Origin of the sequence: Streptomyces sp. NPDC049627 (assembly GCF_044465645.1) — a bacterium.
Taxonomy (GTDB): Bacteria; Actinomycetota; Actinomycetes; order Streptomycetales; family Streptomycetaceae; genus Streptomyces.
The window spans coordinates 26,924-51,835 of the sequence record NZ_JBITLW010000014.1 but is presented as its reverse complement, the minus strand read 5'-3'; the positions used below and the strand labels follow the sequence as shown (position 1 = coordinate 51,835).

Annotated in this window: 31 protein-coding genes and 4 pseudogenes; 19 read left to right on the top strand and 16 right to left on the bottom strand. The window is 68.8% G+C overall.

Annotated features, from left to right (window positions below; genetic code table 11):
• Window positions 1-139: 139 nt before the first annotated feature.
• The 7 genes from ACIBU0_RS33475 to ACIBU0_RS33445 form a co-directional block, all read right to left on the bottom strand.
• Window positions 140-1,702, bottom strand: a complete 1,563-nt coding sequence (locus ACIBU0_RS33475; RefSeq protein ID WP_398826087.1) for an ABC transporter permease — start codon at window positions 1,700-1,702, stop codon at window positions 140-142.
• Window positions 1,699-2,412 (bottom strand): ABC transporter ATP-binding protein, encoded by a 714-nt coding sequence (locus ACIBU0_RS33470; RefSeq protein ID WP_398826084.1) that lies wholly within the window; start codon window positions 2,410-2,412, stop codon window positions 1,699-1,701. Before ACIBU0_RS33470 ends, ACIBU0_RS33475 begins: the two co-directional genes overlap by 4 nt.
• Window positions 2,409-2,690, bottom strand: a complete 282-nt coding sequence (locus ACIBU0_RS33465; protein WP_398826082.1) for a hypothetical protein — start codon at window positions 2,688-2,690, stop codon at window positions 2,409-2,411. The genes ACIBU0_RS33470 and ACIBU0_RS33465 overlap by 4 nt, the downstream gene beginning before the upstream one ends.
• Before the next feature lie 10 nt (window positions 2,691-2,700).
• Entirely contained in the window at window positions 2,701-3,393 is a 693-nt protein-coding gene (locus tag ACIBU0_RS33460) for a methyltransferase family protein (RefSeq protein ID WP_398826080.1), read from the bottom strand.
• 95 nt (window positions 3,394-3,488) lie between these two features.
• Window positions 3,489-3,659, bottom strand: coding sequence for a hypothetical protein (locus tag ACIBU0_RS33455; RefSeq protein WP_398826077.1), 171 nt, complete (start codon window positions 3,657-3,659; stop codon window positions 3,489-3,491).
• A 27-nt stretch (window positions 3,660-3,686) separates the two neighbouring features.
• Complete coding sequence (locus tag ACIBU0_RS33450; protein WP_398826074.1) at window positions 3,687-3,941, bottom strand: DUF2933 domain-containing protein; 255 nt, start codon at window positions 3,939-3,941, stop codon at window positions 3,687-3,689.
• Window positions 3,942-3,992: 51 nt separating this feature from the next.
• Window positions 3,993-4,259 carry an SHOCT domain-containing protein gene (locus ACIBU0_RS33445; protein ID WP_398826647.1) on the bottom strand — a complete coding sequence of 89 codons (267 nt, stop codon included), beginning with the start codon at window positions 4,257-4,259 and terminating at the stop codon, window positions 3,993-3,995.
• 215 nt (window positions 4,260-4,474) lie between these two features.
• On the opposite strand from ACIBU0_RS33445, the gene ACIBU0_RS33440 reads away from it, so the two are divergent.
• The 5 genes and pseudogenes from ACIBU0_RS33440 to ACIBU0_RS33420 form a co-directional block, all read left to right on the top strand.
• Entirely contained in the window at window positions 4,475-7,288 is a 2,814-nt protein-coding gene (locus tag ACIBU0_RS33440; protein WP_398826071.1) for a heavy metal translocating P-type ATPase, read from the top strand.
• Window positions 7,285-7,605: a metal-sensitive transcriptional regulator gene (locus ACIBU0_RS33435; protein WP_398826068.1), complete on the top strand. Its 321-nt coding sequence runs from the start codon at window positions 7,285-7,287 to the stop codon at window positions 7,603-7,605. Before ACIBU0_RS33440 ends, ACIBU0_RS33435 begins: the two co-directional genes overlap by 4 nt.
• Before the next feature lie 206 nt (window positions 7,606-7,811).
• On the top strand, window positions 7,812-8,474 hold the full coding sequence (locus ACIBU0_RS33430) for a cation transporter (protein WP_398826066.1): 663 nt from the start codon (window positions 7,812-7,814) through the stop codon (window positions 8,472-8,474).
• Window positions 8,435-8,788, top strand: a complete 354-nt coding sequence (locus ACIBU0_RS33425; RefSeq protein WP_398826063.1) for a transposase — start codon at window positions 8,435-8,437, stop codon at window positions 8,786-8,788. Before ACIBU0_RS33430 ends, ACIBU0_RS33425 begins: the two co-directional genes overlap by 40 nt.
• 156 nt (window positions 8,789-8,944) lie before the next feature.
• A pseudogene (locus ACIBU0_RS33420) lies at window positions 8,945-9,335 on the top strand (IS630 family transposase); the annotation flags it as partial.
• A gap of 126 nt (window positions 9,336-9,461) precedes the next feature.
• On the opposite strand, the gene ACIBU0_RS33415 reads toward ACIBU0_RS33420, so the two are convergent.
• Window positions 9,462-9,929 (bottom strand): nuclear transport factor 2 family protein, encoded by a 468-nt coding sequence (locus ACIBU0_RS33415; RefSeq protein ID WP_398826060.1) that lies wholly within the window; start codon window positions 9,927-9,929, stop codon window positions 9,462-9,464.
• Window positions 9,930-9,979: 50 nt separating this feature from the next.
• On the opposite strand from ACIBU0_RS33415, the gene ACIBU0_RS33410 reads away from it, so the two are divergent.
• Together ACIBU0_RS33410 and ACIBU0_RS33405 are read left to right on the top strand one after the other, a co-directional pair.
• On the top strand, window positions 9,980-10,462 hold the full coding sequence (locus ACIBU0_RS33410) for a MarR family winged helix-turn-helix transcriptional regulator (RefSeq protein ID WP_398826057.1): 483 nt from the start codon (window positions 9,980-9,982) through the stop codon (window positions 10,460-10,462).
• Window positions 10,463-10,514: 52 nt separating this feature from the next.
• Window positions 10,515-10,820, top strand: coding sequence for a barstar family protein (locus tag ACIBU0_RS33405; RefSeq protein ID WP_398826054.1), 306 nt, complete (start codon window positions 10,515-10,517; stop codon window positions 10,818-10,820).
• A 29-nt stretch (window positions 10,821-10,849) separates the two neighbouring features.
• Here the strand turns inward: ACIBU0_RS33405 and ACIBU0_RS33400 are convergent.
• Window positions 10,850-11,127: pseudogene (locus ACIBU0_RS33400) on the bottom strand (IS5/IS1182 family transposase); the annotation flags it as partial.
• Window positions 11,128-11,203: 76 nt separating this feature from the next.
• Between ACIBU0_RS33400 and ACIBU0_RS33395 the strand changes: the two are divergent.
• From ACIBU0_RS33395 to ACIBU0_RS33380, 4 genes and pseudogenes are all read left to right on the top strand, one after another.
• Entirely contained in the window at window positions 11,204-11,332 is a 129-nt protein-coding gene (locus ACIBU0_RS33395; RefSeq protein WP_398826052.1) for a hypothetical protein, read from the top strand.
• Between the two features lie 122 nt (window positions 11,333-11,454).
• Window positions 11,455-11,976 carry a winged helix-turn-helix domain-containing protein gene (locus tag ACIBU0_RS33390; protein WP_398826049.1) on the top strand — a complete coding sequence of 174 codons (522 nt, stop codon included), beginning with the start codon at window positions 11,455-11,457 and terminating at the stop codon, window positions 11,974-11,976.
• A gap of 55 nt (window positions 11,977-12,031) precedes the next feature.
• Window positions 12,032-12,289, top strand: coding sequence for a transposase (locus tag ACIBU0_RS33385; RefSeq protein WP_398826047.1), 258 nt, complete (start codon window positions 12,032-12,034; stop codon window positions 12,287-12,289).
• 50 nt (window positions 12,290-12,339) lie between these two features.
• A pseudogene (locus ACIBU0_RS33380) lies at window positions 12,340-13,300 on the top strand (phosphotransferase family protein).
• A gap of 608 nt (window positions 13,301-13,908) precedes the next feature.
• On the opposite strand, the gene ACIBU0_RS33375 reads toward ACIBU0_RS33380, so the two are convergent.
• Window positions 13,909-14,523 (bottom strand): TetR/AcrR family transcriptional regulator, encoded by a 615-nt coding sequence (locus ACIBU0_RS33375; protein ID WP_398826044.1) that lies wholly within the window; start codon window positions 14,521-14,523, stop codon window positions 13,909-13,911.
• Window positions 14,524-14,583: 60 nt separating this feature from the next.
• Between ACIBU0_RS33375 and ACIBU0_RS33370 the strand changes: the two genes are divergently transcribed.
• The 4 genes from ACIBU0_RS33370 (at window position 14,584) to ACIBU0_RS33355 (ending at window position 17,147) form a co-directional block, all read left to right on the top strand.
• Window positions 14,584-14,835 carry a hypothetical protein gene (locus ACIBU0_RS33370; RefSeq protein ID WP_398826041.1) on the top strand — a complete coding sequence of 84 codons (252 nt, stop codon included), beginning with the start codon at window positions 14,584-14,586 and terminating at the stop codon, window positions 14,833-14,835.
• Window positions 14,832-15,869, top strand: coding sequence for a DUF998 domain-containing protein (locus tag ACIBU0_RS33365; protein ID WP_398826038.1), 1,038 nt, complete (start codon window positions 14,832-14,834; stop codon window positions 15,867-15,869). Before ACIBU0_RS33370 ends, ACIBU0_RS33365 begins: the two co-directional genes overlap by 4 nt.
• 98 nt (window positions 15,870-15,967) lie before the next feature.
• Entirely contained in the window at window positions 15,968-16,579 is a 612-nt protein-coding gene (locus ACIBU0_RS33360; protein ID WP_398826035.1) for a hypothetical protein, read from the top strand.
• A 322-nt stretch (window positions 16,580-16,901) separates the two neighbouring features.
• The gene (locus ACIBU0_RS33355) at window positions 16,902-17,147 is read left to right on the top strand and encodes a hypothetical protein (protein WP_398826032.1); all 246 of its coding nucleotides are present in this window, start codon (window positions 16,902-16,904) and stop codon (window positions 17,145-17,147) included.
• A gap of 380 nt (window positions 17,148-17,527) precedes the next feature.
• Here ACIBU0_RS33355 and ACIBU0_RS33350 read toward each other — a convergent pair whose 3' ends face one another.
• The 4 genes from ACIBU0_RS33350 to ACIBU0_RS33335 form a co-directional block, all read right to left on the bottom strand.
• Window positions 17,528-17,905: a hypothetical protein gene (locus ACIBU0_RS33350; RefSeq protein WP_398826030.1), complete on the bottom strand. Its 378-nt coding sequence runs from the start codon at window positions 17,903-17,905 to the stop codon at window positions 17,528-17,530.
• Window positions 17,906-18,114: 209 nt separating this feature from the next.
• A complete protein-coding gene (locus ACIBU0_RS33345; protein ID WP_398826028.1) occupies window positions 18,115-18,606 on the bottom strand; it encodes a hypothetical protein in 492 nt (163 codons plus the stop codon).
• Window positions 18,603-18,845 (bottom strand): hypothetical protein, encoded by a 243-nt coding sequence (locus ACIBU0_RS33340; protein WP_398826025.1) that lies wholly within the window; start codon window positions 18,843-18,845, stop codon window positions 18,603-18,605. Before ACIBU0_RS33340 ends, ACIBU0_RS33345 begins: the two co-directional genes overlap by 4 nt.
• A 299-nt stretch (window positions 18,846-19,144) precedes the next feature.
• A complete protein-coding gene (locus tag ACIBU0_RS33335) occupies window positions 19,145-19,639 on the bottom strand; it encodes a hypothetical protein (RefSeq protein ID WP_398826022.1) in 495 nt (164 codons plus the stop codon).
• Between the two features lie 884 nt (window positions 19,640-20,523).
• Between ACIBU0_RS33335 and ACIBU0_RS33330 the strand changes: the two genes are divergently transcribed.
• Window positions 20,524-21,423, top strand: a complete 900-nt coding sequence (locus ACIBU0_RS33330) for an endonuclease/exonuclease/phosphatase family protein (protein WP_398826019.1) — start codon at window positions 20,524-20,526, stop codon at window positions 21,421-21,423.
• Here the strand turns inward: ACIBU0_RS33330 and ACIBU0_RS33325 are convergent.
• Window positions 21,366-21,815: a nuclear transport factor 2 family protein gene (locus tag ACIBU0_RS33325; protein WP_398826016.1), complete on the bottom strand. Its 450-nt coding sequence runs from the start codon at window positions 21,813-21,815 to the stop codon at window positions 21,366-21,368. The two genes, ACIBU0_RS33330 and ACIBU0_RS33325, sit on opposite strands and share 58 nt — an antisense overlap.
• Before the next feature lie 108 nt (window positions 21,816-21,923).
• On the opposite strand from ACIBU0_RS33325, the pseudogene ACIBU0_RS33320 reads away from it, so the two are divergent.
• A pseudogene (locus ACIBU0_RS33320) lies at window positions 21,924-22,658 on the top strand (transposase).
• A gap of 56 nt (window positions 22,659-22,714) precedes the next feature.
• Here ACIBU0_RS33320 and ACIBU0_RS33315 read toward each other — a convergent pair.
• Entirely contained in the window at window positions 22,715-22,849 is a 135-nt protein-coding gene (locus tag ACIBU0_RS33315; protein ID WP_398826015.1) for a hypothetical protein, read from the bottom strand.
• Between the two features lie 356 nt (window positions 22,850-23,205).
• On the opposite strand from ACIBU0_RS33315, the gene ACIBU0_RS33310 reads away from it, so the two are divergent.
• Together ACIBU0_RS33310 and ACIBU0_RS33305 are read left to right on the top strand one after the other, a co-directional pair.
• Window positions 23,206-23,844, top strand: a complete 639-nt coding sequence (locus tag ACIBU0_RS33310) for an RNA polymerase sigma factor (protein ID WP_398826012.1) — start codon at window positions 23,206-23,208, stop codon at window positions 23,842-23,844.
• Complete coding sequence (locus ACIBU0_RS33305) at window positions 23,841-24,905, top strand: CU044_5270 family protein (RefSeq protein WP_398826009.1); 1,065 nt, start codon at window positions 23,841-23,843, stop codon at window positions 24,903-24,905. The genes ACIBU0_RS33310 and ACIBU0_RS33305 overlap by 4 nt, the downstream gene beginning before the upstream one ends.
• Window positions 24,906-24,912 lie beyond the last annotated feature (7 nt).

Here is a 24,912-nt window from a genome sequence, read left to right as displayed (position 1 = left end):
GGCGGAGGGCAGCAGTGCGCGTAACCCAATCGGCAGTCGCCGAGGGGATCACGGCAGTGAGCTGGATCCTTGGCTGCGGCACCCGAGTTTGCTGGAGGCCCGAACTCGCAGCGCGACCGAGTCACCACGTCGAAAGTTTTCAGACCTCACCTGTGCCGGCGGAGGGTTGTGTGGCTCGGCATGCCCTGTGCCCCGTCCTGCGGGTGCGCGGCCTTGAGGCGGCAGCCACCGCCCGATGGAACAGCGCCGCAGCGGCCAGGGTCAGGCCGGCCACCCAGGCGAAGGCGATGAGCAGGGGGCCTATTTCATCGAAGCCGGGGGTGAGAGCGGCGTCGATCAGGACGCGGCCGGAGCCGTAGCCGGGCAGCGCGTGGGCCCAGTCGGGTGGCGCGGAGCGGAGCATGGGGCTCTGCTCGATGCCCAGGTCCAGGAAGGGGACGAGGAAGGCGATCAAGATGCCGCCGACACGCCCGAAGAGCGGGCCGAGCAGGACGCCGATGAGGCCGTAGGTGAGGGCGATGAGAACGCTTGCGGCGATGTAGCGGGGCCAGTTGCGGGCGTCGAAGACGGTGGCGGTGACCGCGAGGGAGGCGGCGGTGGCCACCAGAGCGCTCAGGGCGACGATGCTCAGGCGGGAGGCGAGCAGGGCGAGAGGGCGGAAGCCGGCCAGGGACAGGCGCCGGTCGCCGCTGCGGGCGTCCAGGATGGCGAACAGGCCGGCCAGCGTGGCCAGGGAGCCGATGGCGATGGGGGCCATGGTGCCGCCGTGGATGTCGGGCAGCCATGCCTGCTGGGCGAGGGCGCGGCCGTTCTCGCGGACAGTCAGGGTCGTGTTCTCCTGCGGTGTGGTGGCCACCGCCAGCAGGACGAAGACGACGGGGACAGCGACAAGGAGGGCCCACAACACCCGGTTGCGTCCCGCCTCGCGCAGCCCCATCCGTACACCGGCGGTCAGCTGTGCCCGCAGCGAGCCCGGCCGTGCGCGGTCGCGGGCGCCGCGGGTGCGGCTGATGGCCGTGATCAGCGCCCAGGCCGCCGCGAAGGCGACGGTGGTCCACGCCAGGGCCCAGCCCAGGTCGCCGACGCGTCCGCCGTGGCCGGAAGGCAGATCCACCATCCACAAGCTCACGAAGTGGGTGGGCAGGACGCGGGTGACAGGCCGGTCGGCGGTGCCGAGTACGGGGCCGAAGAAGACGTCGAGAATCCATACGAACAGCACCAGGACAGTTCCGTTGACCGGGTTGGCGACTAGAGCGCCGATCAGTGCGCCGATCGCCAGGTAGATCCCCGCGTACATCACCGTCCCGGCCACCACGCGCCCCGGTTCGTCACCCAGTCCCGTGCGGGCAACGAGGGCCACCAGGGCCGTGGTGGCGGCAAGAGCCGCCAGGGTCAGACCTGTTGCCATGCGGGCGGCCACGAGCCGGGAGGCGGCTAGGCCCGCCAGGACCAGGCGGCGGTCGGCCGCGCGGGCGGCACGCAGCTGGAAGTACATGCCGATGGCGGCAATGAAACCGGCGGCCCAGCCGGCGGTGGCCGTCTGCACCGCGGGCCCGCCCGGTCCGCCGAGCAAGTCGGCGGCGTCGGCCAGGGGGCGGGAGGCCACCACGACGAAGACCACCGGCACCAGCACGAGCACCAGCAGGTTCACCGGGGTACGCGCCGCCTCCATGAGGAAGCGCCGGGTGAGCAGTACGGTCATCGCGGCACCGCCCGTCCGTCGCGGAGCTGGACGATACGGTCGAAGCGTTCCTCGTCGGTGACGAAGTGACTGATGATCAGCACCGACCTGCCCGCCTGGCGACGCTGAGCGACCAGGTTCCAGAACTTCAGATACGTGTCGAAGTCGAAGCCGGCGTAGGGCTCGTCCAGCAGCAGCACTTCGGGGTCGGCCAGCAGCGCCAGGCCCAGGTTCAGCTTGGACAAGGTGCCGCCGGAGAGGCGGTCGGCGCGGGTGGTGGCGCAGCGGTCGAAGCCGAGCTGGGCATAAATGCGGGCACGGGAGGCGCGCTCGGCGTGCTCGGTGAGGCCGTAGGCGCGGCCGAACAGTTCGAAGTGCTCGTCGCAGGTGAGGCGTTCGTAGACGACGGGCTCCTGCGGGCAGTAGCCGATCCGTCCGTCGCGGGTGATGGTGCCGGTGTCGGCGGCCAGGTCCCCGACCAGGATCTTCATCAGCGTGCTCTTGCCTGAGCCGTTCTCCCCGACCAGGCCGACCACCTCACCCGCCGCCAGTTCCAGGTCCACGCCCCGCAGCACCGGCGTGCGGCGCCGGGCCGGCCACATGCCGCGCCGGTACGCCTTGGTGATCCCGGATGCCTCAAGCACGATTCCCGGTGTGGTCGTGGGAGAGGCCGGGGCTACGACAGCGGCGGAGGTGCCGGCCTTCGGCGGCTCGGCCACGTTGCTGGTCATGGTGTCCTCCTGGCGCCGCCCGCTCGCCGGCCGGGGATGTCGCGCAGGGTGTCGGCGACGGCCCAGGTCAGAGCGGCAGAGATGGTGGTGGCGCCCCACAGTCCCCAGGCGGCCGCGGGCGAGTCCTGGGCCAGGAGCGCGGGCAGGGCCGGCAATGCGGCGGTCGGCAAGGCGATGGTGGCAGCGCGCGAGGGGCCGCCCAGGCGGTGCACTTGGACCGAGCAGACAGCGACGGTCGCGAGGCCGACGGCGATCAGAGTCCAGGTCAGCGCCGTCATCGCCGCTCACCTACCTTCGGATGGCGGGCTGCTGCGGATCGCGGGTTTTGCCGCGGGCGCTGCCGTGCGGGCTCGTCCGGGGGCGCAGTGTGGGCCAGAACGCCGGTGTCCGTGCCGCGTAGCCGGTCCACTGCTGGCCGAAGTGTGCGGCGACGTCGCGTTCTTCGCTGCGGGCCAGTCGCAGATACACGTAGACCAGCACCGGGAACATGATCAGGGTCGGGATGGTCGGCCACTGCAGCAGGAACCCGATCATGATGAGCAGGAAGCCGTCGTACTGGGGGTGGCGCACCCAGGCGTACGGGCCTGTGACGGCGAGTTCGTCGTGCTGGGCGGCGGCATGGAGGTGCTTCCAGGCGGTGGCAATCAGCCAGAAGCCGGTGCCGATGGCGACATAGCTGGCCAGGTGGAAGGGGCTCAGGTGCGGATCGCCCTGCCAGTTGGTCAGGTCGTTCCACAGGTGTCCGCCGGCGTGGGTGTCCTTCAGCAGCGGGAAGCTGGAGCCGAGCCAGCTGCCCAGCAGGTAGACGGTCAGCGGGATGCCGTACATCTCGGTGAACAGTGCGACCAGGAACGCGCTGTAGGCGCCCATCGCACGCCAGTCCCGCGTGGTTTTCGGATGGAAGAAGCTGGCGGCGAACACCGCGAAGAGCAGGGTGTTGAGGATGACCAGCGGCCACAGGCCGTATGCGGCGTCAGCCATGATGTCCTCCCACACGGTTGATCAGGCCGGTGCGGCGCTGTTCGCGGGCAATGCCGCTCATGCGGCGCTGGTAGGTGGGGGCGTCGACGCGGTGGTCAAGGCGTAGGCCCACCAGCCACCGCTCCGCCTCCTCCAGTGCCGCGCGCCGTCCACGCAGGCGGGCCAGTGGCGGGCGCCGGGGCTCGTCGGGTGATCAGGCGGGCGATGTCGTAGACGATGCCCGCCAGGGTCAGCGCCCCGACCAGCGCGGCGATCACAGCAGCCATGGCACTCACCCCCCCCGCGCTGGGCAGTCAGGGCCGGCCCGGGCCGGTGTGGTGGTCGTGCTTGCGCAGCGGGTCGTCCTCCTGGTCGTCGCGCTGCTGATCGTGGCTGTCATGCATCCCCTGGCCGTGCATGCCGCGCATCATGAAGAACATCATCAGCGGGCAGGCCGCCACGAGGGCGAGCCAGACCAGGCTTTCCAGGGACGCGCCGACGATCAGGGCTCCGATCACGACGATCGCGGCGGCGAGCCCGTACATGCCGTAGTTGCGTTTGTCGTTCATGACGGGCCTCCTTCACGGAGGGCAAGGGCCACAGCCAGTGCGGCCGAGGGTTCAGGATTTGGTGAGAGGGCCGGCGTGCAGTGCGTCCAGGCGGCGCCGGTATTCCTCTTCGTCGATCTCCCCGCGGGCGAACCGCTCACCGAGAATCTGCTCCGGTGTGGGTGCGGCGGGGGTGGTGTGGGTGTGTTCGTGGGGCCCGTTGACGGCGCGGAAGAGCAGCACCAGGGCTGCGATGATCACCGTCCAGAACAGGATCATGCCGACCGACATGCCGAACCAGCCCCACCCGCTGACACCGTGTGCGTACCAGAACATCATCGCCACCTCGCCTGCTTCGGTCCTGTTCGAAACCAGGTCGGGGCTGTGAGCCCGTCGGATGAGGCGGGCTTGCTGCCCTCATCTGTATCGTCTCTCGGCCTGATGCCGCGGTCTGGGGCCGGACGGTCCAGGACCCGTGGGCCGTTCAGCCCCTACCCGGCAGGGGTACCGGGGCGCAGGGTGGAGGAGAGAGCCACGAGGGAGGCGAGCGGATCATGGGTGTCCTCGATGTCGTGGTGGTTGCCGCCGCCGCGCTCTTGATCGCCACGCTGGGCTGGTACTTCTTCGGGTCCCGGCGCGTCGGCGCTGCCCGGATCGAGGACGGTGTGCAGCGGGTGGAGGTGACGGTGCGGGGCGGCTACAGCCCCGATCTGATCAGGGTCCGCCAGGGCACGCCGGTGGAGCTGGTCTTCGACCGGCAGGAGGCCGGGGAGTGCACTTCCCGCGTCGTCTTCCCCGACCTCAGGGTGGGTGCCGGGCTGCCCGCCCACGCACGTACCACCGTGCGGCTGAACCCGGACCGGCCCGGTTCCTTCGGCTTCGCCTGCGGCATGAACATGATCCACGGCACGCTGCTGGTCGAACCTGCCGACGGGCCCTCGGGCCCGCCGCCTTCCCCCGACGGCCACGGCACCGCCACCGGTGAGGCCCCGCCGTCCCAAGGACCGCCCCCGGGGGAGGAGCGGACGGCTGCCGAGGCGGAGGCGGCGGACGCAGCCGAGCGGCAGGCGGAGATCAAGGACCTGACCCGCAGGGTGCTGCTCGGTGCGGTGCTGACCGCCCCGGTGCTGTTCGCCGTGATGGCGCACGAACTCTTCGGCGCGGACTGGGTGCCGGGCTGGATGCTGAACCACTGGCTGCAGCTGGCGCTGATCACGCCGGTGATGTTCTACACCGGGTGGCCGATCCACCTGACGGGCTGGCTGACCTTGCGTCACCGGGCCGCCGACATGAACTCCCTGATCACCCTCGGTACTAGTGCCGCCTACGGCTTCAGCCTGCTGGTCACCCTCGCCCCCGGCCTGCTGCCGGAGGACGTACGGGAGGTCTACTTCGAAGCCGTCGGCGTCATCCTCACCCTGATCCTGCTCGGCCGGCTGCTTGAGGCCCGGGCGAAGGCCGGCACCGGCGAGGCCATCCGGGCCCTGCTGGGCCTGCAGGCCCGTACCGCACGCGTCGTACGCGGCGGAACCGAAACCGAGGTCCCCGTCGAGGACGTCGTGGTCGGGGACGAGATCGTCATCCGGCCCGGAGAGAAGATCCCTGTTGACGCCGAGGTCCTCTCCGGCTCCTCGGCGGTGGATGAGTCAATGGTCACCGGCGAGCCGATGCCGGTCACCAAGCACACCGGGGACACGGTCATCGGCGCCACCGTCAACGGCACCGGCTCCCTGCGGGTCCGAGCGGCCAAGGTCGGCGCGGACACGATGCTCGCCCAGATCATCCGCCTGGTGCAGCAGGCCCAGGCGTCCAAGGCCCCCATCCAGCGGCTCGCCGACGCCGTATCGGCGTACTTCGTGCCGGCGGTGATCGCCATCGCGATCGGCACCTTCGCCCTCTGGTTCGCCCTGGGCCCGTCCCCTGCGCTGACCCTCGCGCTGGTCTCGGCGGTCGCGGTGCTGATCATCGCCTGCCCGTGCGCCCTCGGACTGGCAACCCCGCTGTCGGTGATGGTCGGCACGGGCAAGGGCGCCCAGGCGGGCATCCTCATCCGCTCCGCCGAAGCCCTGGAGACCGCACACAAGCTGGACACCGTGGTGCTGGACAAGACCGGCACCGTCACCGAGGGCAAGCCGGTCCTCACCGACGTCCGCCCGATCGACGGGTTCGACGAGGCCGGGCTGCTGCAGCTGGTGGCGGCGGCCGAGGCCGACAGTGAGCACCCGCTCGCGCAGGCCATTGTCACCGGCACTCGTGAACGCGGACTGGCGTGGCCGGCCGCGACCGGCTTCGACTCGGTCACCGGCAAGGGCGTCCAGGCCACCGCAGACGGGCATCCGGTGCTGGTCGGCACCTCCCGGCTGCTGGGCGACGTGGGGATCGACACCACCGAACTCACGCACATCGCAGCGGACTTCTCCGCGCAGGGCAAGACGCCGGTCCTTGCCGCCGTCGACGGCCGACCCGCTGGTGTCCTCGCCGTGGCCGACACCGTCAAGGCGGACTCCGCGGCCGCCATCGCCGCTCTGCAGCATCTGGGCGTCGAGGTGGTCATGCTCACCGGGGACAACGCCCGCACGGCCGCGGCGATTGCCGCCCAGGTCGGCATCACCCGGGTGCTGGCCGAGGTGCTGCCTGAGCACAAAGCCGATGAGATCCGCCGCCTGCAGGGTGAGGGACGCACGGTGGGCATGGTCGGCGACGGCATCAACGATGCCCCTGCCCTGGCCGCCGCCGATGTCGGCCTGGCCATCGGCACCGGCACCGACGTCGCCATCGAAGCCGCCGACATCACCCTCATCTCCGGCTCCCTCAGCGGCGTCGTCACAGCCGTCCGCCTGTCCCGGGCCACCATGCGCAACATCCGGCAGAACCTGTTCTTCGCCCTCGTCTACAACGCCGTCGGCGTGCCCCTCGCCGCGGGCGCTCTCTACCCCCTGTGGGGTCTGCGCCTGAGCCCGATCATCGCCGCCGCAGCCATGGCGCTCAGCTCCCTGTCGGTGGTCACCAACGCCTCCCGGCTCCGCCGCTGGCACACTTCCCCGCTGCCGGAGGCGCGGCCCGCGAACGTCCACCCCCGCGTCGAGACCGCCACCGACCGGCCCCCAACCAGCGCCATTGCACCCACCGAGCACCACGACCCGGCCCCTCACGACCACGTCCGCCAGCCTCACCCCGGCGGCAACGCGGTCAGGGACCCTGTCTGCGGCATGAGCATCGAGAAAGCATCCGCCCTGCAAACGCGACACGCCGGAACAGACAGTTACTACTTCTGTTCCGACCACTGCGCCGCCGCATTCGAAGCCGACCCGGACCGCTACACCGGCGCCGCCTCCGGCGGCACGCGCGAAGGAGGCGAACCACGGTGACCACGACACCGACCGTCCTCGCACTGCACACGCAGGCGCCCGGATACGCCGACCACAAGGCCGATCACCTCGCCCGCCTGCACAAGATCGAGGGCCAGGTCCGCGGCATCTCCCGCATGGTCACCGGCGACCGCTACTGCATCGACGTCCTCACCCAGATCAGCGCCGCCACCCGCGCCCTGCAGGAAGTCGCTCTCGGTCTCCTCGACGACCACGTGCGCAGCTGTGTCACCGACGCCGCCCGCACCGACGCCACCCAGGCCGAGGAGAAGTTCGAGGAACTCACCGGCGCGCTCCGCCGAACCCTGCGCCTATGAGCAGCACTCCCCGCCGTCCTGCCTGCGGGGTGTCCCTGTTCCGACGGGTGCGCGGTCCGGGTGCGTCAAACGTCACGCCTGCTCGCGGTGAAAGGGGAGGCGTCATTAGGCAGCGCCATGCGCAAGACCGCAGGGAATGCGCTCGCAAGGAGCGTGTCACTGCTGTTCTGGAACTGGGCAGACCATGGTGGGCGTCGCAGCAGAACGTGGCCGCGGCCATCCTCGGACGCCGGCCGGGGGTGGTCGAGGTCGAGGTGAGCACGGTATCGGAGACGGCGACGGTGGTCTTCGACCCCTCTGTGACCTCGCTGGCCGAGCTGCGCGACTGGGTGGTGGAGTGCGGCTACCACTGCGCGGGCCAGTCCGTGCCGGGGCACCTGTGCGATCCGATGGCCGAGCCGGACCCGCCCGCGCAGGCAGACCGAACCAGGCCCGCGAAGCACGGCAGGGACGTGGCGGTTGCTGAAGCCCCTGCTGAGGCCAGGCATGCTCCCGAGCCGATGCCGTCACCGCACGAGGCGATGGGCCACGGCGGACACGTCGGCATGTCGATCGCGGCCCTGGTGGCCGACATGCGCAACCGATTCCTCGTCGCCGTCCTGGTCTCCGTCCCGATCGTCATCTGGTCCCCGATTGGCGAGGACGTCCTCGGCGTGGACGCGCCGGTGCCCTTCGGCCTTCGGCAGGACATCTGGGCGCTCCTGCTGAGCCTCTCGGTGATCTTCTACGCGTGCACGATCTTCATCGATGGCGCGCTGCGCGCCCTGAGGGCCCCGGCCCCGGACATGATGGTGCTCGTCGCAGATGCCATGCCCCGCAACTGCTCGACGTGGTGGGGATCGGCCCGGACACGGCCGTCGCTTTGCTGATCACGGTGGGGGACAACCCGCACGGCTGGACAGCGAAGCGTCCTTCGCCACGCTGTGCGGGGTCAGCCCCGTCGAGCGTTCCTCGGGACACCGGCAGGTACCGCCTCAACCGCCGCAGCGACCGTCAGGCCAACGCCGCGCTCCACCGCATCGTGTTCACCCGTCTGCAAGCCGACCCGCGCACTCAGGACTTCTACGAGCGCAGCATCAAGGAGGGCAAGACCCGGCGCGAAATCGTCGAATGTCTCAAACGACACGTGGTCCGAGAGGTCTTTCACCTGATCCGACCCACATCCTCACCACCCCCGTCATAGGGGCTGTCGTGACAGATGAGAGGCTCAGGCGGGTGAGTGAGACACCATCGAACACCCTGCAATACCGCTTTGACGGGCCAGAAGACGCTCCGGTTTGACGGGCCAGAAGACGCTCCGGTCCTGATCTTGGGTCCCTCACTGGATACCACATGGCACAAGTTGGACCGGATCGAGTACGCCCTGAACGAGCGCCCTGGCCGCATCTTCGCCTTCGACGAGTTCGGCCCACTCGGCATCCGCCCGACCGCCGGGGGCTGCTGGGCCAGGCAGGGCAGGCCCGACCGGCTCCCGGCCACCTTCCGCCGCACCCACGCGCTCAAGACTGTCCGGGCAGCCTGCCCGAACGGCGCTCTCATCTACGTCATCTCGACAACCTCTCCGCCCCAAAAGGCAGCAAGACCCGCCGGTTGGCAGCCCGGAACAAGGTCGAGCTCTGCTTCGCGCCGACCAACGCATCTTGGGCCAACCCGATCGTGGCGTACTTCGGGCCGCTGCGGCAGTTCACCCTCGCCATGTCAACTACCTCAACCACACCGTCCGTTCGCGCCGCTGGGCGGTCAGGACTGACTCGAGCGGCCTCACCGCTTGTCGTCGTGGGTGTTGTCACTGCTGCTGTGCAGCTGAATGCGTCCCATGCTTGTTCTTGTGGCGACCGTGCCGAGAGACCCTGTGCTCAGGGCGAGCTCTTCCCTGCCTCGGCTTGTCGATCGGTCTCGCTCGGAGCCGCGGGGCGGAGGCGCTCGTAGCAGTCGTAGTTGCGCTGAGCAATGATCTTTCCGTCGCGGAATTCGAGGAAAGCCGCGATGTGGGCGCGCAGCACCTGCCCTGCCGTCAGGTCGCCGAGGGGTACGGCCAGTGTGCCGGACCACGTGACTTCCAGGGCGACTTGGGCGCCGGCTGCGACCGCGTTGATCACTTCGAAGTGCTGCTCGGCGAGGAGCTTGTGTCCTTGCTGCGCGGCGGCGATCAGGTCCGGCAGATCGCGGACGGTGCCGTCGGGAAAGAGGGCGTTGGGCAGCTGCCTGTGGACCGCGTCCGGGTGGAAGAAGGCGGCGAGTTCCTCGCCTGCGGCGAAGCGGGACACCGCCTCGTGGTAGCGGATGGCGGTGCGGATGTTGGGGTGCTCAGGGGACTCCGACATATCACAACCATAGTTGCACAACTATGGTTGTCAAATGGCAGAGTGGACTCATGCAACAGCCACTCGACCCACATGACCTCGACACCGGCACCCTCGCCCTCTTCGTGGGATTCGCCGCCGCCACCGCCGTCCAGGACGAACTCGCCGCCCATGGCTTTCCCGACCTGCGCATGTCCCACGGCTACGTCTTCCAGCACCTCCTCCACACCCGGCCAACCATCGGCGAGCTCGCCGAGAAGCTCGACATGACCCAGCAGGGCGCCTCCAAAGCGGTCGCCGAACTCGAGCGCCTCGGCTACACCGAACGCCTCCCGGACCCCTACGACGCCCGTATCCGCCGCGTCACGCTGACCCCCCGGGGCCACGAAGCCGTCGCCGCCGCCCGCCGCGCCCGGGCGGCACTGGAAGAACGCCTCCGGCACCGCTTCGGCACCACGGCCCTCGACGCCGCCCGCACACTCCTCGCCGACCTCCTCGACGACTTCGGAGGCGCTTCGGCGGTCCAGCGCCGCGAGGTCAGGCCGCCCCGCTAGGGCATGTCTCCTTGGAACCCCACCCTGGGTGGGGGTTGGTTACTCTGCTGCCATGGCCAAGAAGGCAGAGTCCGAGCTGGTGGTTGACCTGCGGGGGCGGTCGATCGAGACGCTCAATGACTTCTGGGACGCCGTCGCCGGACCCTGCGGACTACCGGAGTGGTTCGGCCGGAATACGGAGGCCTGGCGGGACACCATCCAGACTCGAGGCATCTCCCAGGTCATCGATAGCTACGACGTTCTGGTCGTCCACGTGGACAAGCAGGGAGTCTTCGCCGCACGGAACCGTGAGGCCCGGGCACTGCGAAGTGCGTTCGCGGGGCGGCAGTCGCGACTGGTCGTGCACGAGCCGACCTGATCACCGCGCTGCGGGCTGGTCATCCCAACTCAGCGGCGGACCCGGATCAAGATGGCCACCAGGTGCAGGGCCGCCCGATAGGCCAGGGCGAGTTTGTCGGTGCGCATCGCCAAACCCGACCATTGCTTGAGGCGATTGATGCACCGCTCGACGGCGTTGCGCTGCTTGTATGTCTCGGCATCGAAACCCGGCGGGCGACCTCCCGCTCGGCCTCGCCGCAGACGTGTCCGACCTGGTCAGCGGGCTGAGGGACGGCCGCCCGGATGCCGCGTCGGCGAAGACGTCCGCGGATCGCGCGGGAGGAGTACTGACTTCGGCGTGTCGGGGTCTGGATTTGTGTCGGGACCGGTGAAGCGGTCCGTCCGGGCAGGTACGCCGGAGGCATGCGGTATCCGGACGCGGGCGGGCTGACCGCCGAGCAGCGCAGGCGCCGGGAAGAGCTACGGATGCGGGCCCTTGACCTCTTCGAGGAGGGCGTGGAAGTCCCGTGCATCGCCCGGAGTTACGGGTGAGTGAGAAGTCGGTCTACTGGTGGCGCCGCACCTGAAGGACGGGTGGGCGCGAGGCGCTGTGTTCCAGAGGCCCTTCCGGCTACGACTGCCGGCTTGGCCCCCACCTGCAGACCAAGCCGGCGATGTGGCTCGACGAGGGGCCGGCCGCGCACGGCTGGGCGGACGACCAGGTGTGGACCGCAGCAGGGGTACGCACGCTGATCGGGCGGAAGTTTCACATCTCCTGCAGCGTCTCCGGGGTGACTCGGCTGCTGCACCGGGTGGGCTACAGCGTGCAGATGCCGGCTGCCCGGCCCGCCGCCGAACGCGACGAGGACGCACACCGCATGGCGGGAGGCGACCTGGCAGGAGGTAAAACCCTCCGGGCGGCGACCGGCGCGTTTATCTGCCTCGAGGACCAAGCGGGTGTGACCGGCCGGCCGCCCAAGGGCCGCACCTGGGGCCGGCGCGGCATCACCCCGAGGGCCAAGGTGTCCGGCCGCAGCCGCGGACGGCTCTCGGTGGCCGGGCTGCTGTGCTTCCGGCCGGGCCTGCCCGCCCGGCTGTGCTATCGGGTGCGTCGGCATACCGGCCGCAAGGGCGAGCGTCGCTCGCTGGGGAGACGGACTACATCCGCCTGCTGGATGGCGCCCACCAACTGCTGAAGGCCCCCGCTGATCGTGGTGTGGGACCGGCTGAGCACCCACATCTCCAAAGACGATGAAGGCACTCGTGGCCGAGCGGGACTGGCTGACAGTGGTCCTGCTGCCCGGGTATGCACCCGACCTCAGCCCGGTGGAGGGCCTGTGGGCGCACATCAAGCGGAGCCTGACCAACCTGGCCGCCCGCACCCTCAGCGAGTCGGAGAATCTGCTCCGCAAGCGGCTCAAGGCGCTGCAGTACCGGCACCGCCTCCTCGGCGGATTCCTAGCCGGGACACGGCTCGCTCTCGACAGACCGGACGGAGCCGAACGCTGAAGTCAGTAAAGCATTCGCGGGTTCCGCCGTCCGGATGATGAGGTGGCACGGTGACCCATCACGATGAGGCGGCGGCCGTCCGACCGTTGACGCCGGCTTGGGTGAACCAGCAACTGGAGGTCGGCGAACGGATCATCAGAACCGAGGCGCTGCACGGCGGCATCACTGCCGAAATGCGGAGGCTGACCATCGGCACGCGGGGCGGAGGCACCCGTGACCTGGTGCTGCGGATCTACGTCAACCCGTTCTACGTGGAGCACGCCGAGGACTGGATGAACAGGGAGGCCGGCGCCCTGACCCTGCTCCCGGGGACCGGTGTGCCGGCTCCTGAACTGGTCGCGGTTGATTTGACCGCCGCGCATTGCGAGTATCCATCGCTCCTCATGACACATCTGGCGGGCCGACCGGTCCTCGACGATGAGGGACTGGAGACGCGCGTTCCTCAGCTGGCCCGCCAACTCGTGGCGATCCACGCATTGCGACCCGCTGAGCGGCCCCGAAAGTATGTGACGTGACGACCGCCGACACCGTCGTGACTCCGAAGGGTGCCGACGCGACGGTATGGGCCGCGGCGATCGACGTGATCCGCAAGCCGGCGCCGCCCTATGAAGGGCGATCCTGCACCGGGACTTCCAGCCCGGCAATGTGCTGTTCGACGTGCCGCCCTCACGGCCGGCAGGTGCCCGGATCACCGGCGTCATCGACTGGGCAGCGACCTCCTGGGGCCCGGCGGATCTCGATGTGGCGCACTGCTCCGTCAATCTCGCACTGCTGCACGGACCGGAGTGGGGTCTGCGGTTCCCCGAGGCGTATGAGGAGGCCGGCGGGGTGCTGGCCGCGGCCGCGAGCGAGCGGCTGTACTGGCTGGTACGGGACGGGACGACCGCCTCAGAAGAAGTGCAGTCGGTGTCGCAGCCGTGGCGGGAGGCAGGGAGGACAGACCTGACGACGCGGGCTGTGGAGGAGCGACTGGATGCCTACGTCACCGCCCTGATGGGCACGCTGGGCTGAGCCAAGACGGTCCGGACCGACCTCGACCTCATCGTTCAGTACGCAACCAAGTGCGGAATCGAGCAGACTCTGGGGAATTCGGGCATCCCATCACTCGAACCCCGCGTGTTGAGGGCCGCTGCCTGAAGTCCCGGGTGTCACACCTGCCGCAGTGGTCCACCTACGTTCCGCCCGCGCCCTCCAGCAGGGAGTGAGCAGCTCGACGGCGACGTCGCACACCGCAAGCGCCTAGGCTGGTCCAGTAACCATCGCAAGGCGCACCTCGGCCAGGCCGAGGCGGACTGAACGCCGCGCCAGGGGCGTCTCCCTCGGCCCATCATCGTCACCCTGAAGTGCCGAACTCGGTAAGCACGATCCGCCAGATCGGCTTCCGGTCGTTTCCCGGGTCCGCCGAGTCCGCCCCGCGGAACCCGAGCCTCGGAGGTTCGATCTTCTGACGAGGCGCCGCGGCTCCCGATGGCCCACGGATTGCCAGAGTCACCCAGCTCGTCCGCTGACCTCTGACAGCGATTCCGTCACCGATGAAGCAGTATTCCGTCGGTCCCAAACGTCCGGACATCGAACTCAACCATGACCGACAGTCACACAACGAACTTGCGCTGCCGTACTCAAGCGATGTGACCGAGGGCTCGGTCGAGCGCGTAGGTGAGGGTGGCTCGTGCGTCGTCGATGGTGCGCTGGCCGAGTGCGACATCGACACCGAAGCCCGTGGCGAGGGTCAGCAGGATGTCCCCCTCCCGCTCGGGCGACAAGGCTGAGCTTGCCCGGCCGGCGTCTTGGGCCTCCCGTACGGCGGCTGCGGCCAGTCGGCGAATGTCGGCGTCGCCGTCGGACAATACGGCGGCGATGTCCGGGTCGCTCGCGCCCCGGCCGTAGAAGGCGACGCTGACCAGCAGTGCCTGGCGCGTGTCCGGGTGCTCGCCGAGGAGCTCGTCCAATATGGCCTTGAGCATGTCTTCTGACCGTGGCTCGGCATCCAGGTCGCGCAGCCGCTGCTCGATGCGGGCCCCCATGCGCTCCTGTGCCATTCGCAGCCCGAACAGCAGCATCTCGTCCTTGCTGGCGAAGTAGTGCTGCACGCGTCCCATGGACACACCGGATTCGGCGGCCACCTCGCGCAGGCTGACGGCCTCCAGTCCCGCGCGCGCGACCAGCCGCCACAGACCCTCGGCGATGTGGCGTCGTTGCCGCTCATGCTGCTGGTCATCGACGGTGCGTGGCATGTGCGGAGTATAGGTTCGCCGGATATCCAATGCGGTCGCATCGCTTTTGAGGAGGCGCGAATGTCGCAGCAGCCATCCCGGCGTGCCCGCTGGATCGATGCCGCCGAGACCGCGTGCGTGCTGGTCGGCATCCCCTTGGGGATCGTCTCGTTGGTGCAGCGGGTCGCCGGGCACGAGCAGGGCTGGGCCTTTCGCCGTCAGTGCGGCCGGCCGCAAGATCCGTGGGCCTGTGTCATCCCCTTGCTGGTCCTGGCCGTTCTGGTCGCTGCCATCGCGGTCCTTGAGCCGGCCAAGAAGTGGACCTCGTCGTGAGCGCCGGTCGCTTCCGGCGCGTCGCGCCTGCTCTGGGGCTGTTCGTGCTGGCGCCGTTCGTCGGGGAATTCCTCCTGGGCAACCTCACCATCGGCGAATTCGGCATCGGCATCCTCCTCACGCCGCTGTACGGCGGCGGCGCACTGCTGGTGCGCGAGGTCGCCCGGCGAACCGGCCGCGGCTGGCCGACGATGGTGCTGCTGGCGGCGGCGTACGCGCTGACCGAGGAGGGCCCGATCGATCAGCTGCTGTGGAACGACTCGTACGCCGATCAGGACCTGCTGCGCGGCGACTCGTACCTGCCCACGCTCGGGATGAACGTGGAGCTGACCACAACGATCCTGGCCCTGCACACTGTCTGGAGCATCTGCGTGCCCATCGCGATCATCGAGACGCTGGTGCCGGACCGCCGCACCACCCCGTGGCTGCGGACGCCCGGACTCGTGATCACCGCCATCATGTACCTCGCAGGCGCCGGCCTGGTCTTCTGGGGCACCCTCGCCGAGGAGCGCTTCCTCGCCCCGCCCGCCCAGTTCGCCGGTTTGGGCCTGGTCATCGTCGCCCTGGTCGTGCTGGCGTTCCATGTCGGCCGCCGGCTGCGCCCGCCGCTGGCCGGACGGGCACCCTCGCCCTGTCTGGTGGGCCTGGCCGCGCTCGGGGGCACCAGCGTCTGGTGGGCGCCGGCGGTCCTGGTCACCGCGGGCTGGTACGAGTGGGTCGGCGTGGCGGTCTGGTGCGTCACGGTGGCCATCGGCGTGTTCCTCGTCGCACGATGGTCACGGCAGGAAGGCTGGGACGGTCGGCACATCTTCGCGCTCGCCGCCGGCGCCACGTTCACCTACGCCTGGGTCTCCTTCCCCAACCGACCCGAAAGCGGCGGCTCTGCCACCGCCGACCTGATCGGCAACTCCGTCTTCGCCGTCGTCGCCGTGCTGATCCTGCTGGCCGCCGCCCGTGTCGCCACGCGGCCACCGACCCCACCCGCCTCCGACGCGACAGCTGCAGTCGGTAAAGACGAACTTCCGCTGTCGTAACGAGCCTGGGGATATGCGAGACACCACACACGAGCGGGGGACTGTGGCCGGGGGGCGTCGCGCGGCCGCCGGGGCCGAGCCGGGTAGCCGGCGTCAGCATGTCCGGGTTCCGCGGCGGCAGCGCGGGCCCGGTCGATGTGCGGGTGGTCCCGCACCCGGCCGTCACGCTGGTTCTGGAGTTCGGTAACGGCCCGCTCGTCGTGGATGCCGTAACCGGCCGTCGGCAGCAGGGAATCCATGTCGCCGGGTTTCTGCACGGCGCTGTTCGCGTGCGAGGCGAGAACGTCGAGTGCGTGCAGGTGCGCCTGTCCCCGCTGGTCGCGTGCGCCGTGCTGGGCGCCTCCCCATCGGAGCTGAACCATACCGTGGTCGCCCTCGACGACCTGTGGGGCCGGGACGCGGCAGGGATCCGACAGCGGCTCGGCGACGCCACGTCGTGTCAGGACCGCTTCGCGTTGGCGGAGGCGTTGCTCGTTCGCCGGGCACAGACCGGACCGTCGGTGGACCTCCAGGTGGCCTGGGCCTGGGACCGGCTCGTTCTCAGCCACGACCAGGCCCGGATCGAGGAGTTGGCGGCCGAGGTCGGATGGAGCCGCAAGCGTCTGTGGTCCCGGTTCCGGTTGCAGATCGGCGCGCCACGAGGCCGATCCGCTTCGACCATGCCGCCCACCGCCTGGCCGCGGGCGAAGGCGGGGCCGCGGTCGCGGTGAACAGCGGCTACGCCGACCAGTCTCACCTGCGTCGGGACGTTCTGGCGTTCACCGGAGTGACTCCGGCGACCGTGGTTGGCGAGTCATGGATGGCGGTGGACGACATCGCGTGGGCGGGACGCGGTGTCGGCGAGACGGACTGACGCCACAACCACGCCAGCGGACAAGGGTTACTTCGGCGCGGGCATGGGACCCTGGGGACCCTCAACCCCGTCTGCTGTCCAAAACGCATGGCTGAACAGGCACTTCACGTCTACGCCGACATGTTCAACATGCTGCTTCGGCACGTTCGGGCCTTGGAGATCTGCGACGGGAGCTCGACGTGGCCTGCAGTCAGCTCGGGGTGGTCCAGGTCGAGGCCGGTACCACGGTCAGGCTGCCCGCACCGCGCCCGAGTTCAGCACCCAGGCGAACCTGGTCAGGGCTGTACAGAACCCGGCGCGAGGGAGTCGACACCCGCGTCGCCGGCTTCCTCACCGGCGATCTCGATCAGCTTCTTTACGACACCGCGCTCTGCATGGGCTGGCTGATTGCCGCCGCTCCGATCGAAGGCGCCTACGCGACTTGATCGGCGACGGTCTCGACATCACCGGCAGTCGCTGGGGACCTCAGGGCGCCGAGGTCATCCTCAAGCTCGGTCGCCTGATTGGCAACGGCAACTTCGACGCCTGCTGGCGACACCGCCTCGCATGCGAGTACGAACGCCTCTACCGCGCCCTGGCCAGCAGAACTGCAGCCGCACTGCTTGACCCGAGCGGTCCCTTCAGGAAATCCGGACCCGACTCTGTTCCTGCCGGTCGGGTTGGGTGTGCGGGGTGGGGACGTGAGCGAGCCATCGAGCTGCTGTTTGCAGTCCGATGGCCCGCCCGTTGACCCGTGCTCGTCGCCGGGACGGCCTCGGTGTCGTGCCGGCGCCTTGCGATGGAGGGGTCCCGGTTACGGGTTCGGTCAGGTGAGCCAGCTGTTGGCGGCGCACGCGGAGCTTTGTACCCATCGGTGGGAGGAGATGTGGGTGGGTACGCTGCCGCTGGTGTACGTGTTGTCGGTCACGTCGTCCGCATACAGCTCGTAAGGGGAGAGGCAGACGTAGCCGTGCTCGGCGGCGTAGTTGAGGGCCAGGTAGAAGGCGACAACGTCGTTGCCCCCGATCGTGCCGTTGTTCGCGACGGACTTCGGCTGCTTCCAGTCGTTGCCCTGGAAGGGCCCCGAGCTGTCGCTCCAGTCGGGGGTCGTTGCCGGGGGTGACTCCGAGGAGCGTGCCCGTGCAGTCGAATCCGTTCCAGGCGCGGACGTTGCCGTCGCGGCCGTGGCTGTTCCACTCCGCATCGCAGTACTGGCCCTGCTCCGCTGCATGGGCGGACGCTGGGAGGGCGAGACCGAGGGCCATCAGGCCCGTGGTCGCGATCGCTGTGGCCCACTTGCGCATATGTACTCCTGTTGTCTGCCTCGTCGGAGGTGTACTGATCCACGGTGGTGACCATGGCCGTGGTGTCGCGACTGTGCGCCATCAGCACGGGAGATCCTGAACGGGGGTCTCAGGTGCGCGGTTCGACGACCTTCGCGGCGCGGGCGAGCGCCTGGAGCTGGAGGCGTGCGTAGGTGTCGAGGGAGCTGCCGTACCGGCCGCGAAGCTTGTTGACGTAGTGGGTCTCGCGCTCGTTTCCGATGGACCTGAGCGAGGTGTTCTTCGCGCACGTCGCATCGGCGACGGCGAGCTTGCGCTCCGCCTCGAATGCCTTGTCAGGGCCTGTCTTCAGGCCCTGCTCGACGGCTGCCTGACGGGCCTCTTGTGGATTGCGGTACGTGTAGCCGGAACGAGCCATGCACCGGGACCAGGAAGCCACCGCCGAAGCGAATCGTTGGTCGGCCATCGCCTGGGGGGCGTAAAGGGGTTGTAGACCCGTCACCGTCTTCTCCGCACGGAACCAGGCCACCCGGTCTCCGTACAGCTGTTTCTCTGCCTCGGCCACGCAGCCGCCCACCCGCTTGCGGACTGTCCCGCCGGTGGGCACCTTGGCCGTGATCACGGGCGCGTCGATGCCTTCGTCCAGGGCCTTGTCGTACGCCGCACGTCGCTCGTCGGAGAGGCTGTGCGGTAGGCGAGGTTTTTGTTGGTCAGCCGGGTGTGCTCCTGCTTGGCTTCAATACGGCTGCCGTAGCCGTGCTTGTTCGCCCAGGCGACATCGTCGGTGACCCAGCCGAGCGTGCGGCTCTCGTCAAGACTCAGTCGCTGCGCCTCCCAGAAGTCGAAGCCCTTGCGCGCCATACAGCGTTTGGTCTGGTTTTGCGATCTACCGTCGGGCCCGGCTGGGAACGGGTACGGCCACCGCATGATCATCGGAGGTTGTGCGAACTCCTGAAGATCATGCGGTGGCCGCAGGTCAATACACCTAGACCCTGCCCGCTGGCGGGCGCTGTTCGGCCAGGTCTCGCCCGGATCAGAGCAGTTTCGGTGAGTTGAGCCCCGGGGCCGCAGCCCGTGCTTACCTGCTCGGGCTGCTGTCGAGCACCGAACGGAAGACTGCCGACGAATCTCCGACTCAGGTCACCAGGTCGTACTTGAGGTCACGGCCGGTGGAGAACGATCGAGTTGATCGGGTCGAAATTGAGGCGAATACCCATGTAGGGCAGGATCTGCTTGGTGCAGTTCACCCCGTTGTACCCGGTGCATGTACTGACCCACGCATTGGATCCGCGGGGGACTTGATTGTTCACCAGCCAGTGCATCCCAACCTGGTTGCTCAGGTTGTGAGCTCCGTAGCTCCAGTAGATATTCGTAATCTTGTCGGGGTCGGGCTGAGCCCCTGGAGCGTCGTCCCGGGCATAGATACAGACTGCCCCGGACGGACATCCGAAGTAGACGTCCTCAGCTGCCTGGCTCCTAGCGGTAGCTACGTTCGCCGAATCGTTGGCGGGCGTCACCTTCGCGGCGGATGCAGGCGCGGCGGACATCATGGTAGCCAGAACGGCCCCCGCGCCCGCCACGGCGAGACCGCGCAGGGTCAGCCGACCCCTCTGGTTTCGCCGCGTCTTCCGATTCTCGTTCTTCTGCAAGGACATGCTGTGCCTCTCCTTCTCCCCGGACCTGTCGCGGGGTCACACAGGAGGCTCACAGCGGTCCATGACCGCTCCGCGCGGCGAGTGTGACGGGACCATGACCGTTCCTCACCAGTCGCCGTCATATTGCTCCATAGCGGCTGACCTAGGTTTTCCGGCTTTACGGTCACGGTGTTGCCGACTCACCCACTCCGTTCCCGCCCTTCCCGGACGTCCAGTTGCCCCGCACACGCGTGATGCCGCGCTGCACCCGCCGACCGCCCATGACCGAGTCCGGGCCGCCGCCGTGGCCGCCCCTACCGGCGCCGCTCGCCCGCGTGCTCCGTCGGTTGGCCACCAAAGCTCTCGAAAGGGCCAACGCGCATGCCGAAACAGCTTCTCCACCAACCAGCACAGCGCGACACCCCAGGCACCTGCGCGCAGGTCCGGTCACAGAACGTCACAGAACAAGGAGAAGCACAACGGCTTCTCAAGTCACCGGCCCAGTCCCATGTGGCTTGACCCCGCCGAGCGGGCCGCCGTTACCGAGCGGGATCAGCCTGCCGTCAGCCTGGCATCCGACACGCTCCTGATCTGGCGCTACACCTGATCGACCGCACGATGCCACCGCATACGCCCGCAGCACCACGTGCGCTGCCACCCGATACCCACTGCTGCGCGATGGCCCCGCCCCGTACATCTTGCTGCCACCGGAATGGGGTCTTGCCCAGGTTGTGGTGATCTCGCAGCCTCGGGAAGGTCTGCTTCCTGTGTCGAGGAGGATCGCGTGCCTGAGGCGCAGAATTACTGGCCCAGCCCCAGAGCGTCGCCGTACGCACGGCGAGGTGGGAGGCAGTGCTCGATGAGACGATCCCGGCGCGAAGTCGCAGGGAGCCAACCATCTGGGCGTGACGTGGAATCTGCGCGCCTTCGGCGACTTGACCAGGGCGTGGAAGACCGGCGAGCGAATCTCGCCGAAGCGGAACTTCGCAGACGTCCACGCGATCGCCGCGGTGATCCGCCGGTTCGATGTGGTCGCCGTGCAGGAGGTCCGCGGCAATCTGCGCGCCCTACGCCACATGCTCAGAATCCTCGGTGACGACTGGGCATTCATCCTCACCGACGTGCCCCTCGGAAAGGCCGGCAACAACGAGCGGCTGGCGTTCTTGTTCGACACCCGCCGCGTGAAGCCCTCCGGATTGGCGTGCGAGCCGGTGGTGCCGATCGAGCAGGACGCTGGGGTGAGTACGAGCGCGCTGGACCGGCAGTTCGCCCGCACCGCCCACGCGGTCAGCTTCCTCTCAGCAGGTCAGACGTTCACGCTGGTCACCTTGCACGTCAATTACGGCAAGTGGCCGCTGAACGTGTGCCGGAGCTGCGGGCTATTGCCAAGTGGCAGGTCGGCCGGCTGGACGGTGCGGCAGTTCGACTGGGACCACAACCTCATCGCGCTCGGCGACTTCAACATCGACCGCGTCGGCGACCCGCTGTTCGAGGCCTTCACCTCCACCGGGCTGACGCCTGCCCTGCAAATGGAAGGGCTGCCGCGTGCGATCTTCGACAAGCCGGGCGCCGAACACTTCTACGACAAGATCGCCTGGTTCACCAAGGACAGAAGCAGCGTCCAGCGCTGCTTCCGGAGGTCCCACCGAGATGAGCTCGGGCGCTGGTCCTCGTCTGGCGCGCCCGCGCTGACCGCGAACAGGTCGTCCTTGATGGAACGCTGTGACCAGTGGTTTTGCTGTCGACCTCAGTCTGTCGGTGTCGGCACGGCGCAGGCGTCAGCGATAGCCCGCGTGTCCCAGTAGAAGGGACGGACCTCGGTGATCCGCCCGTCCTTGACCGTGATTGCTTGCAGGATCGGGAAGTTGAGTTCGCGGCCGGTCGCGCGAGCGCGAGCACGTACCTGTGTGAGCACGACCGCAGTCTCACCGGTGGCAAGAAACTCCTGCTCCACCATGTCGAACGACTCCCACACCTCTCCCATCATGAGGAAGAACTGCGTCATGCCGTTGTGGCCACGCCAAGTGCCCCCGTAGGGCAGAGCATCTGCTTGATGCAGTTCGACATCCGGCGCAAAGAAGGGGGCGAGCAGGTCGAACGAAGCCTCGCCAGGGCCTCCTGCCGCCAGGTACTCCGCCTCAGCCGCATACATGCCGGAGAGGACGGTCACTGAGTCCGTAGTGGATGGCATCGTCATGCCGCCAGCATGGGTACCGCAGCAGGATCTTGCTGGCGGCAATCAGACATCGTTGTGCGGCGCGGTCGGCACTTCCGCAACAGGCCCTGAAGCCTGTTCCAGAAGTCCGTGGGCGGGCATCTCCCTTGTGAAGGTGGGGTGTTGAGGTCTGAGCCGGTGTGGGTCGAGACGTTCACGGGGCTGCGGGCGGATCGGTTCACCCGGCTGGTGCGGGCGGTGCGGCAGCGGGGTGGCGAGCATCCGCGGATGGGCCGGCCGTGACGGCTGCCGCTGGCCGAGCGGGTGCTGTTGGTGGCGGTCTACTACGGTCTGCCGGACCGTTCAGCAGGGGGCCCGCTGCTCGCGCTGGAGCCGGCACCGCCGGCCGAGGGCGGGGTGGACCGGTTGTGGATCGTGGACGGCACGCTCGTCCCGATGCGCGACGGAAGCGTAGCCACCTCCAGCCGCACCTACCGCTTCTCGGTGAACGCGCAGGTCATCATCGATGCCGACACCCGCCTGATGGTGGCGACCGGCCGCCCGGTGGCGGGCAACACCGCCGACGCCCATGCCTTTCAAGACACCGGCCTGGCCCACGCCTGCGCCGGAGTGACGGTCCTCGCCGACGGCGCGTACTGGGGCACCGGCCTGGTGGTGCCGCACCGCCGCCGCGGCAAACGGCGCCTGCCGCCCCTGCGGGAGGCCGACAATGCCGCCCACCGAACAGTCCGCGCCCGCGTCGAGCACACCTTCGCCCGGATGAAGAACTACAAGATCCTGCGTAACTGCCGGCAGCGCGGCGACGGCCTCCATCACGCCGTCCAGGCCGTCGCCCGCATGCACAACCTCGCCCTCACCGCATGATCCACACATCTGCAACGGCCCGCCAGAGTGCCCGCCCACGGGCTTCTGGAACAGCTTTAGGTCCGGGCGAGGCCGAACAGACGGCGGCCGGCCATGCCGTAGAAGACGATCACGTAGTCCACGCGCGGGCACAGCGAAACGAGCAGCCCTTCGGCCCGCACGGCATGGTCGGCGGGCAGGAACGTGGACATCGTTTCGCGACGACCGGTGGCACCACAGAAAGTTCACCACCAGGGCGGCGGTGAAGAACCGGCGCCCGTCGCGCAGCGAGTAAGTTCCGGGGGTTCGCGGCTGCCGTTTCCCTGTGCAGCGGCGCCCTCATTGGGCTGGCCGGTGAATGCCCGGAGGCTCGACGACAAGGAGCGGGTGTGCGACAGGAGTGGTCGCCGGACGACGCTCGATGCTTGGCTGCGTACAGTTCGACAACGGCTGGACGGCGAAGCCGCCGCTGGCCCGACTGGCCAACACGGGGCCGCGGAGCCCCATTTCTCCTGACCATGTGACGCATGTCACCGGAACCTGCTTCGCCGCTTGGACAAGGCTTGACGTGGACTACTCATTGCACACCCGGATACGGGCAGGCGACCCCGAGGCGTTCCGCGAGCTCTTCCGTGACCACGCCCGACTGGTCCACCGGCACGCGGTGCGTGTGACCGGAGACTGGACCGTCGCCGAGGACATCGTCTCGCTGACCTTCTTGGAGGCGTGGCGGCTGCGCGCCAAGCTGCGGGACGAGGGCGACAGTCCGCGCCCTTGGCTGATGGGCATCGCCGTGAACGTACTGCGCAACACCACCCGCGCCGCGCGCCGCCACCGCCGGTCTCTGGAGCGCCTGCCGGCCAAGGACACGGTCCCGGACTTCGCCGACGAACTCGTCGGCCGCATAGCCGATGCCGACCAACTGGCTGCCGCCCAAAGGGCACTGAAGAAGCTGAACCGGAGCGAGCGCGAGGTCTTCACACTCTGTGTGTGGTCCGAGCTCAGCTATGCGGAGGCGGCGGCCGTGCTCGGCGTCCCGGTCGGCACTGTGCGCTCGCGCCTGTCCCGCGCCCGCAGACGGCTGAGCAAGCTGGCCGACGAAGAACTGAAGAAACGCACGGAACCGCGACCGCGCAACGGACAAGTACAGGGCGGCCGCACTTCTGCGGCCCGGTCACACGAGTCGTACGAGGAGAGGTCCGAATGATCCGCAAGAAGTCTCGGCGTGAGGAGTCGCTGGACCACGCGGAGCTGGCCCGGTTGCTGCCGGCGCCGGGAGACCCGCACCTGTCGCTCGACCGTCACCTGCTTCTCGAGGAACACCTGATGAACGAGATCCAGTCCACCGCGTCCGCCCCCGCGCCGTCCCGCCGCCCGGCACGCCGTGTCCTGCTGATCGGCATCCCGGTCACCGCCGCCGCCCTGGCCGGCGCGATCGCTTTCACCGCGCTGACCAGCCCCGGGGGCAGCGGCCCGGGTGTGGCCACACCGCCCCCGGTCGAAGCTCCGGTCGTCCGCATCGAGCCCGGCAGCACCGCCCAGCTCGCCTCCACCGTCGAGCACATCGCCGCCGCCGCATTGACCCGCAAGACGCCCGAACCCGGCCCGGGCCAGTACATCTACATCAAGAGCAAGGTCTCCTACCTCGTCGTCTCGCACACCGACGCGGACGAGTCCAAGACCTTGGTCCAGCCCCTGCACATCCGTGAGGTCTGGAATTCCCCCGACGGCAAGCAGGGCTGGCTGGACGAGCCCGGCTACCAGCCCAAGGGCGGCATCACTCTCGACAGTAACGTCGAGCGCAGCTTGAACGCCCCCTCCTACGACTACCTCAAGACGCTGCCCACCGACCCGGACGTCCTGCTGAAGAAGATCTACAAGGAGACCGAGGGCCAGGGGAACTCCCCGGACCAGGAGGCATTCGCCACGGTCGGTGACCTGCTCAGGGAGCAGCTCGCACCGGCGAAGCTGAACGCGGCGCTGTACCGGGCGGCGGCCAAGATCCCCGGGGTTGTGGTGGTGGAGCATGTCAAGGACGCCGCGGGACGCGAGGGCATTGCCCTGGCCCACGTCGACCAGAAGAGCGGCGACCGCACCGAGTGGGTCTTCGACCCCAAGACGTACACCTATCTCGGCAGCCGCGCTGTCCAGGTCAAGCCGGCGGACGACGTCCAGCCCGGCACAGTCCTCGAATACACCGCCGTGCTGGAACGGGCCGTCGTCGACGCCCCGAAGCAGCGCCCCGGCGCGCAAGGTACCGATGCGTGAGAACGCG

What these genes read in the sequence shown, in the direction of transcription:
- ACIBU0_RS33390 (WP_398826049.1), top strand. Translation starts at nt 11,455, where the DNA reads ATGTGGCTCGACGAGGGGCCGGCCGCGCACGGCTGGGCGGACGACCAG.
- ACIBU0_RS33335 (WP_398826022.1), bottom strand. Translation starts at nt 19,639, where the DNA reads ATGTCCTTGCAGAAGAACGAGAATCGGAAGACGCGGCGAAACCAGAGG.
- ACIBU0_RS33305 (WP_398826009.1), top strand. Translation starts at nt 23,841, where the DNA reads ATGATCCGCAAGAAGTCTCGGCGTGAGGAGTCGCTGGACCACGCGGAG.
- ACIBU0_RS33315 (WP_398826015.1), bottom strand. Translation starts at nt 22,849, where the DNA reads ATGTCCACGTTCCTGCCCGCCGACCATGCCGTGCGGGCCGAAGGGCTG.
- ACIBU0_RS33410 (WP_398826057.1), top strand. Translation starts at nt 9,980, where the DNA reads ATGCAACAGCCACTCGACCCACATGACCTCGACACCGGCACCCTCGCC.
- ACIBU0_RS33455 (WP_398826077.1), bottom strand. Translation starts at nt 3,659, where the DNA reads ATGGCTGCTGTGATCGCCGCGCTGGTCGGGGCGCTGACCCTGGCGGGC.
- ACIBU0_RS33415 (WP_398826060.1), bottom strand. Translation starts at nt 9,929, where the DNA reads ATGTCGGAGTCCCCTGAGCACCCCAACATCCGCACCGCCATCCGCTAC.
- ACIBU0_RS33445 (WP_398826647.1), bottom strand. Translation starts at nt 4,259, where the DNA reads ATGATGTTCTGGTACGCACACGGTGTCAGCGGGTGGGGCTGGTTCGGC.
- ACIBU0_RS33460 (WP_398826080.1), bottom strand. Translation starts at nt 3,393, where the DNA reads ATGGCTGACGCCGCATACGGCCTGTGGCCGCTGGTCATCCTCAACACC.
- ACIBU0_RS33405 (WP_398826054.1), top strand. Translation starts at nt 10,515, where the DNA reads ATGGCCAAGAAGGCAGAGTCCGAGCTGGTGGTTGACCTGCGGGGGCGG.
- ACIBU0_RS33385 (WP_398826047.1), top strand. Translation starts at nt 12,032, where the DNA reads ATGAAGGCACTCGTGGCCGAGCGGGACTGGCTGACAGTGGTCCTGCTG.
- ACIBU0_RS33450 (WP_398826074.1), bottom strand. Translation starts at nt 3,941, where the DNA reads ATGAACGACAAACGCAACTACGGCATGTACGGGCTCGCCGCCGCGATC.
- ACIBU0_RS33475 (WP_398826087.1), bottom strand. Translation starts at nt 1,702, where the DNA reads ATGACCGTACTGCTCACCCGGCGCTTCCTCATGGAGGCGGCGCGTACC.
- ACIBU0_RS33440 (WP_398826071.1), top strand. Translation starts at nt 4,475, where the DNA reads ATGGGTGTCCTCGATGTCGTGGTGGTTGCCGCCGCCGCGCTCTTGATC.
- ACIBU0_RS33465 (WP_398826082.1), bottom strand. Translation starts at nt 2,690, where the DNA reads ATGACGGCGCTGACCTGGACTCTGATCGCCGTCGGCCTCGCGACCGTC.
- ACIBU0_RS33360 (WP_398826035.1), top strand. Translation starts at nt 15,968, where the DNA reads ATGTCCGGGTTCCGCGGCGGCAGCGCGGGCCCGGTCGATGTGCGGGTG.
- ACIBU0_RS33375 (WP_398826044.1), bottom strand. Translation starts at nt 14,523, where the DNA reads ATGCCACGCACCGTCGATGACCAGCAGCATGAGCGGCAACGACGCCAC.
- ACIBU0_RS33470 (WP_398826084.1), bottom strand. Translation starts at nt 2,412, where the DNA reads ATGACCAGCAACGTGGCCGAGCCGCCGAAGGCCGGCACCTCCGCCGCT.
- ACIBU0_RS33370 (WP_398826041.1), top strand. Translation starts at nt 14,584, where the DNA reads ATGTCGCAGCAGCCATCCCGGCGTGCCCGCTGGATCGATGCCGCCGAG.
- ACIBU0_RS33350 (WP_398826030.1), bottom strand. Translation starts at nt 17,905, where the DNA reads ATGCGGAGTGGAACAGCCACGGCCGCGACGGCAACGTCCGCGCCTGGA.
- ACIBU0_RS33325 (WP_398826016.1), bottom strand. Translation starts at nt 21,815, where the DNA reads ATGACGATGCCATCCACTACGGACTCAGTGACCGTCCTCTCCGGCATG.
- ACIBU0_RS33395 (WP_398826052.1), top strand. Translation starts at nt 11,204, where the DNA reads ATGCGGTATCCGGACGCGGGCGGGCTGACCGCCGAGCAGCGCAGGCGC.
- ACIBU0_RS33340 (WP_398826025.1), bottom strand. Translation starts at nt 18,845, where the DNA reads ATGGCGCGCAAGGGCTTCGACTTCTGGGAGGCGCAGCGACTGAGTCTT.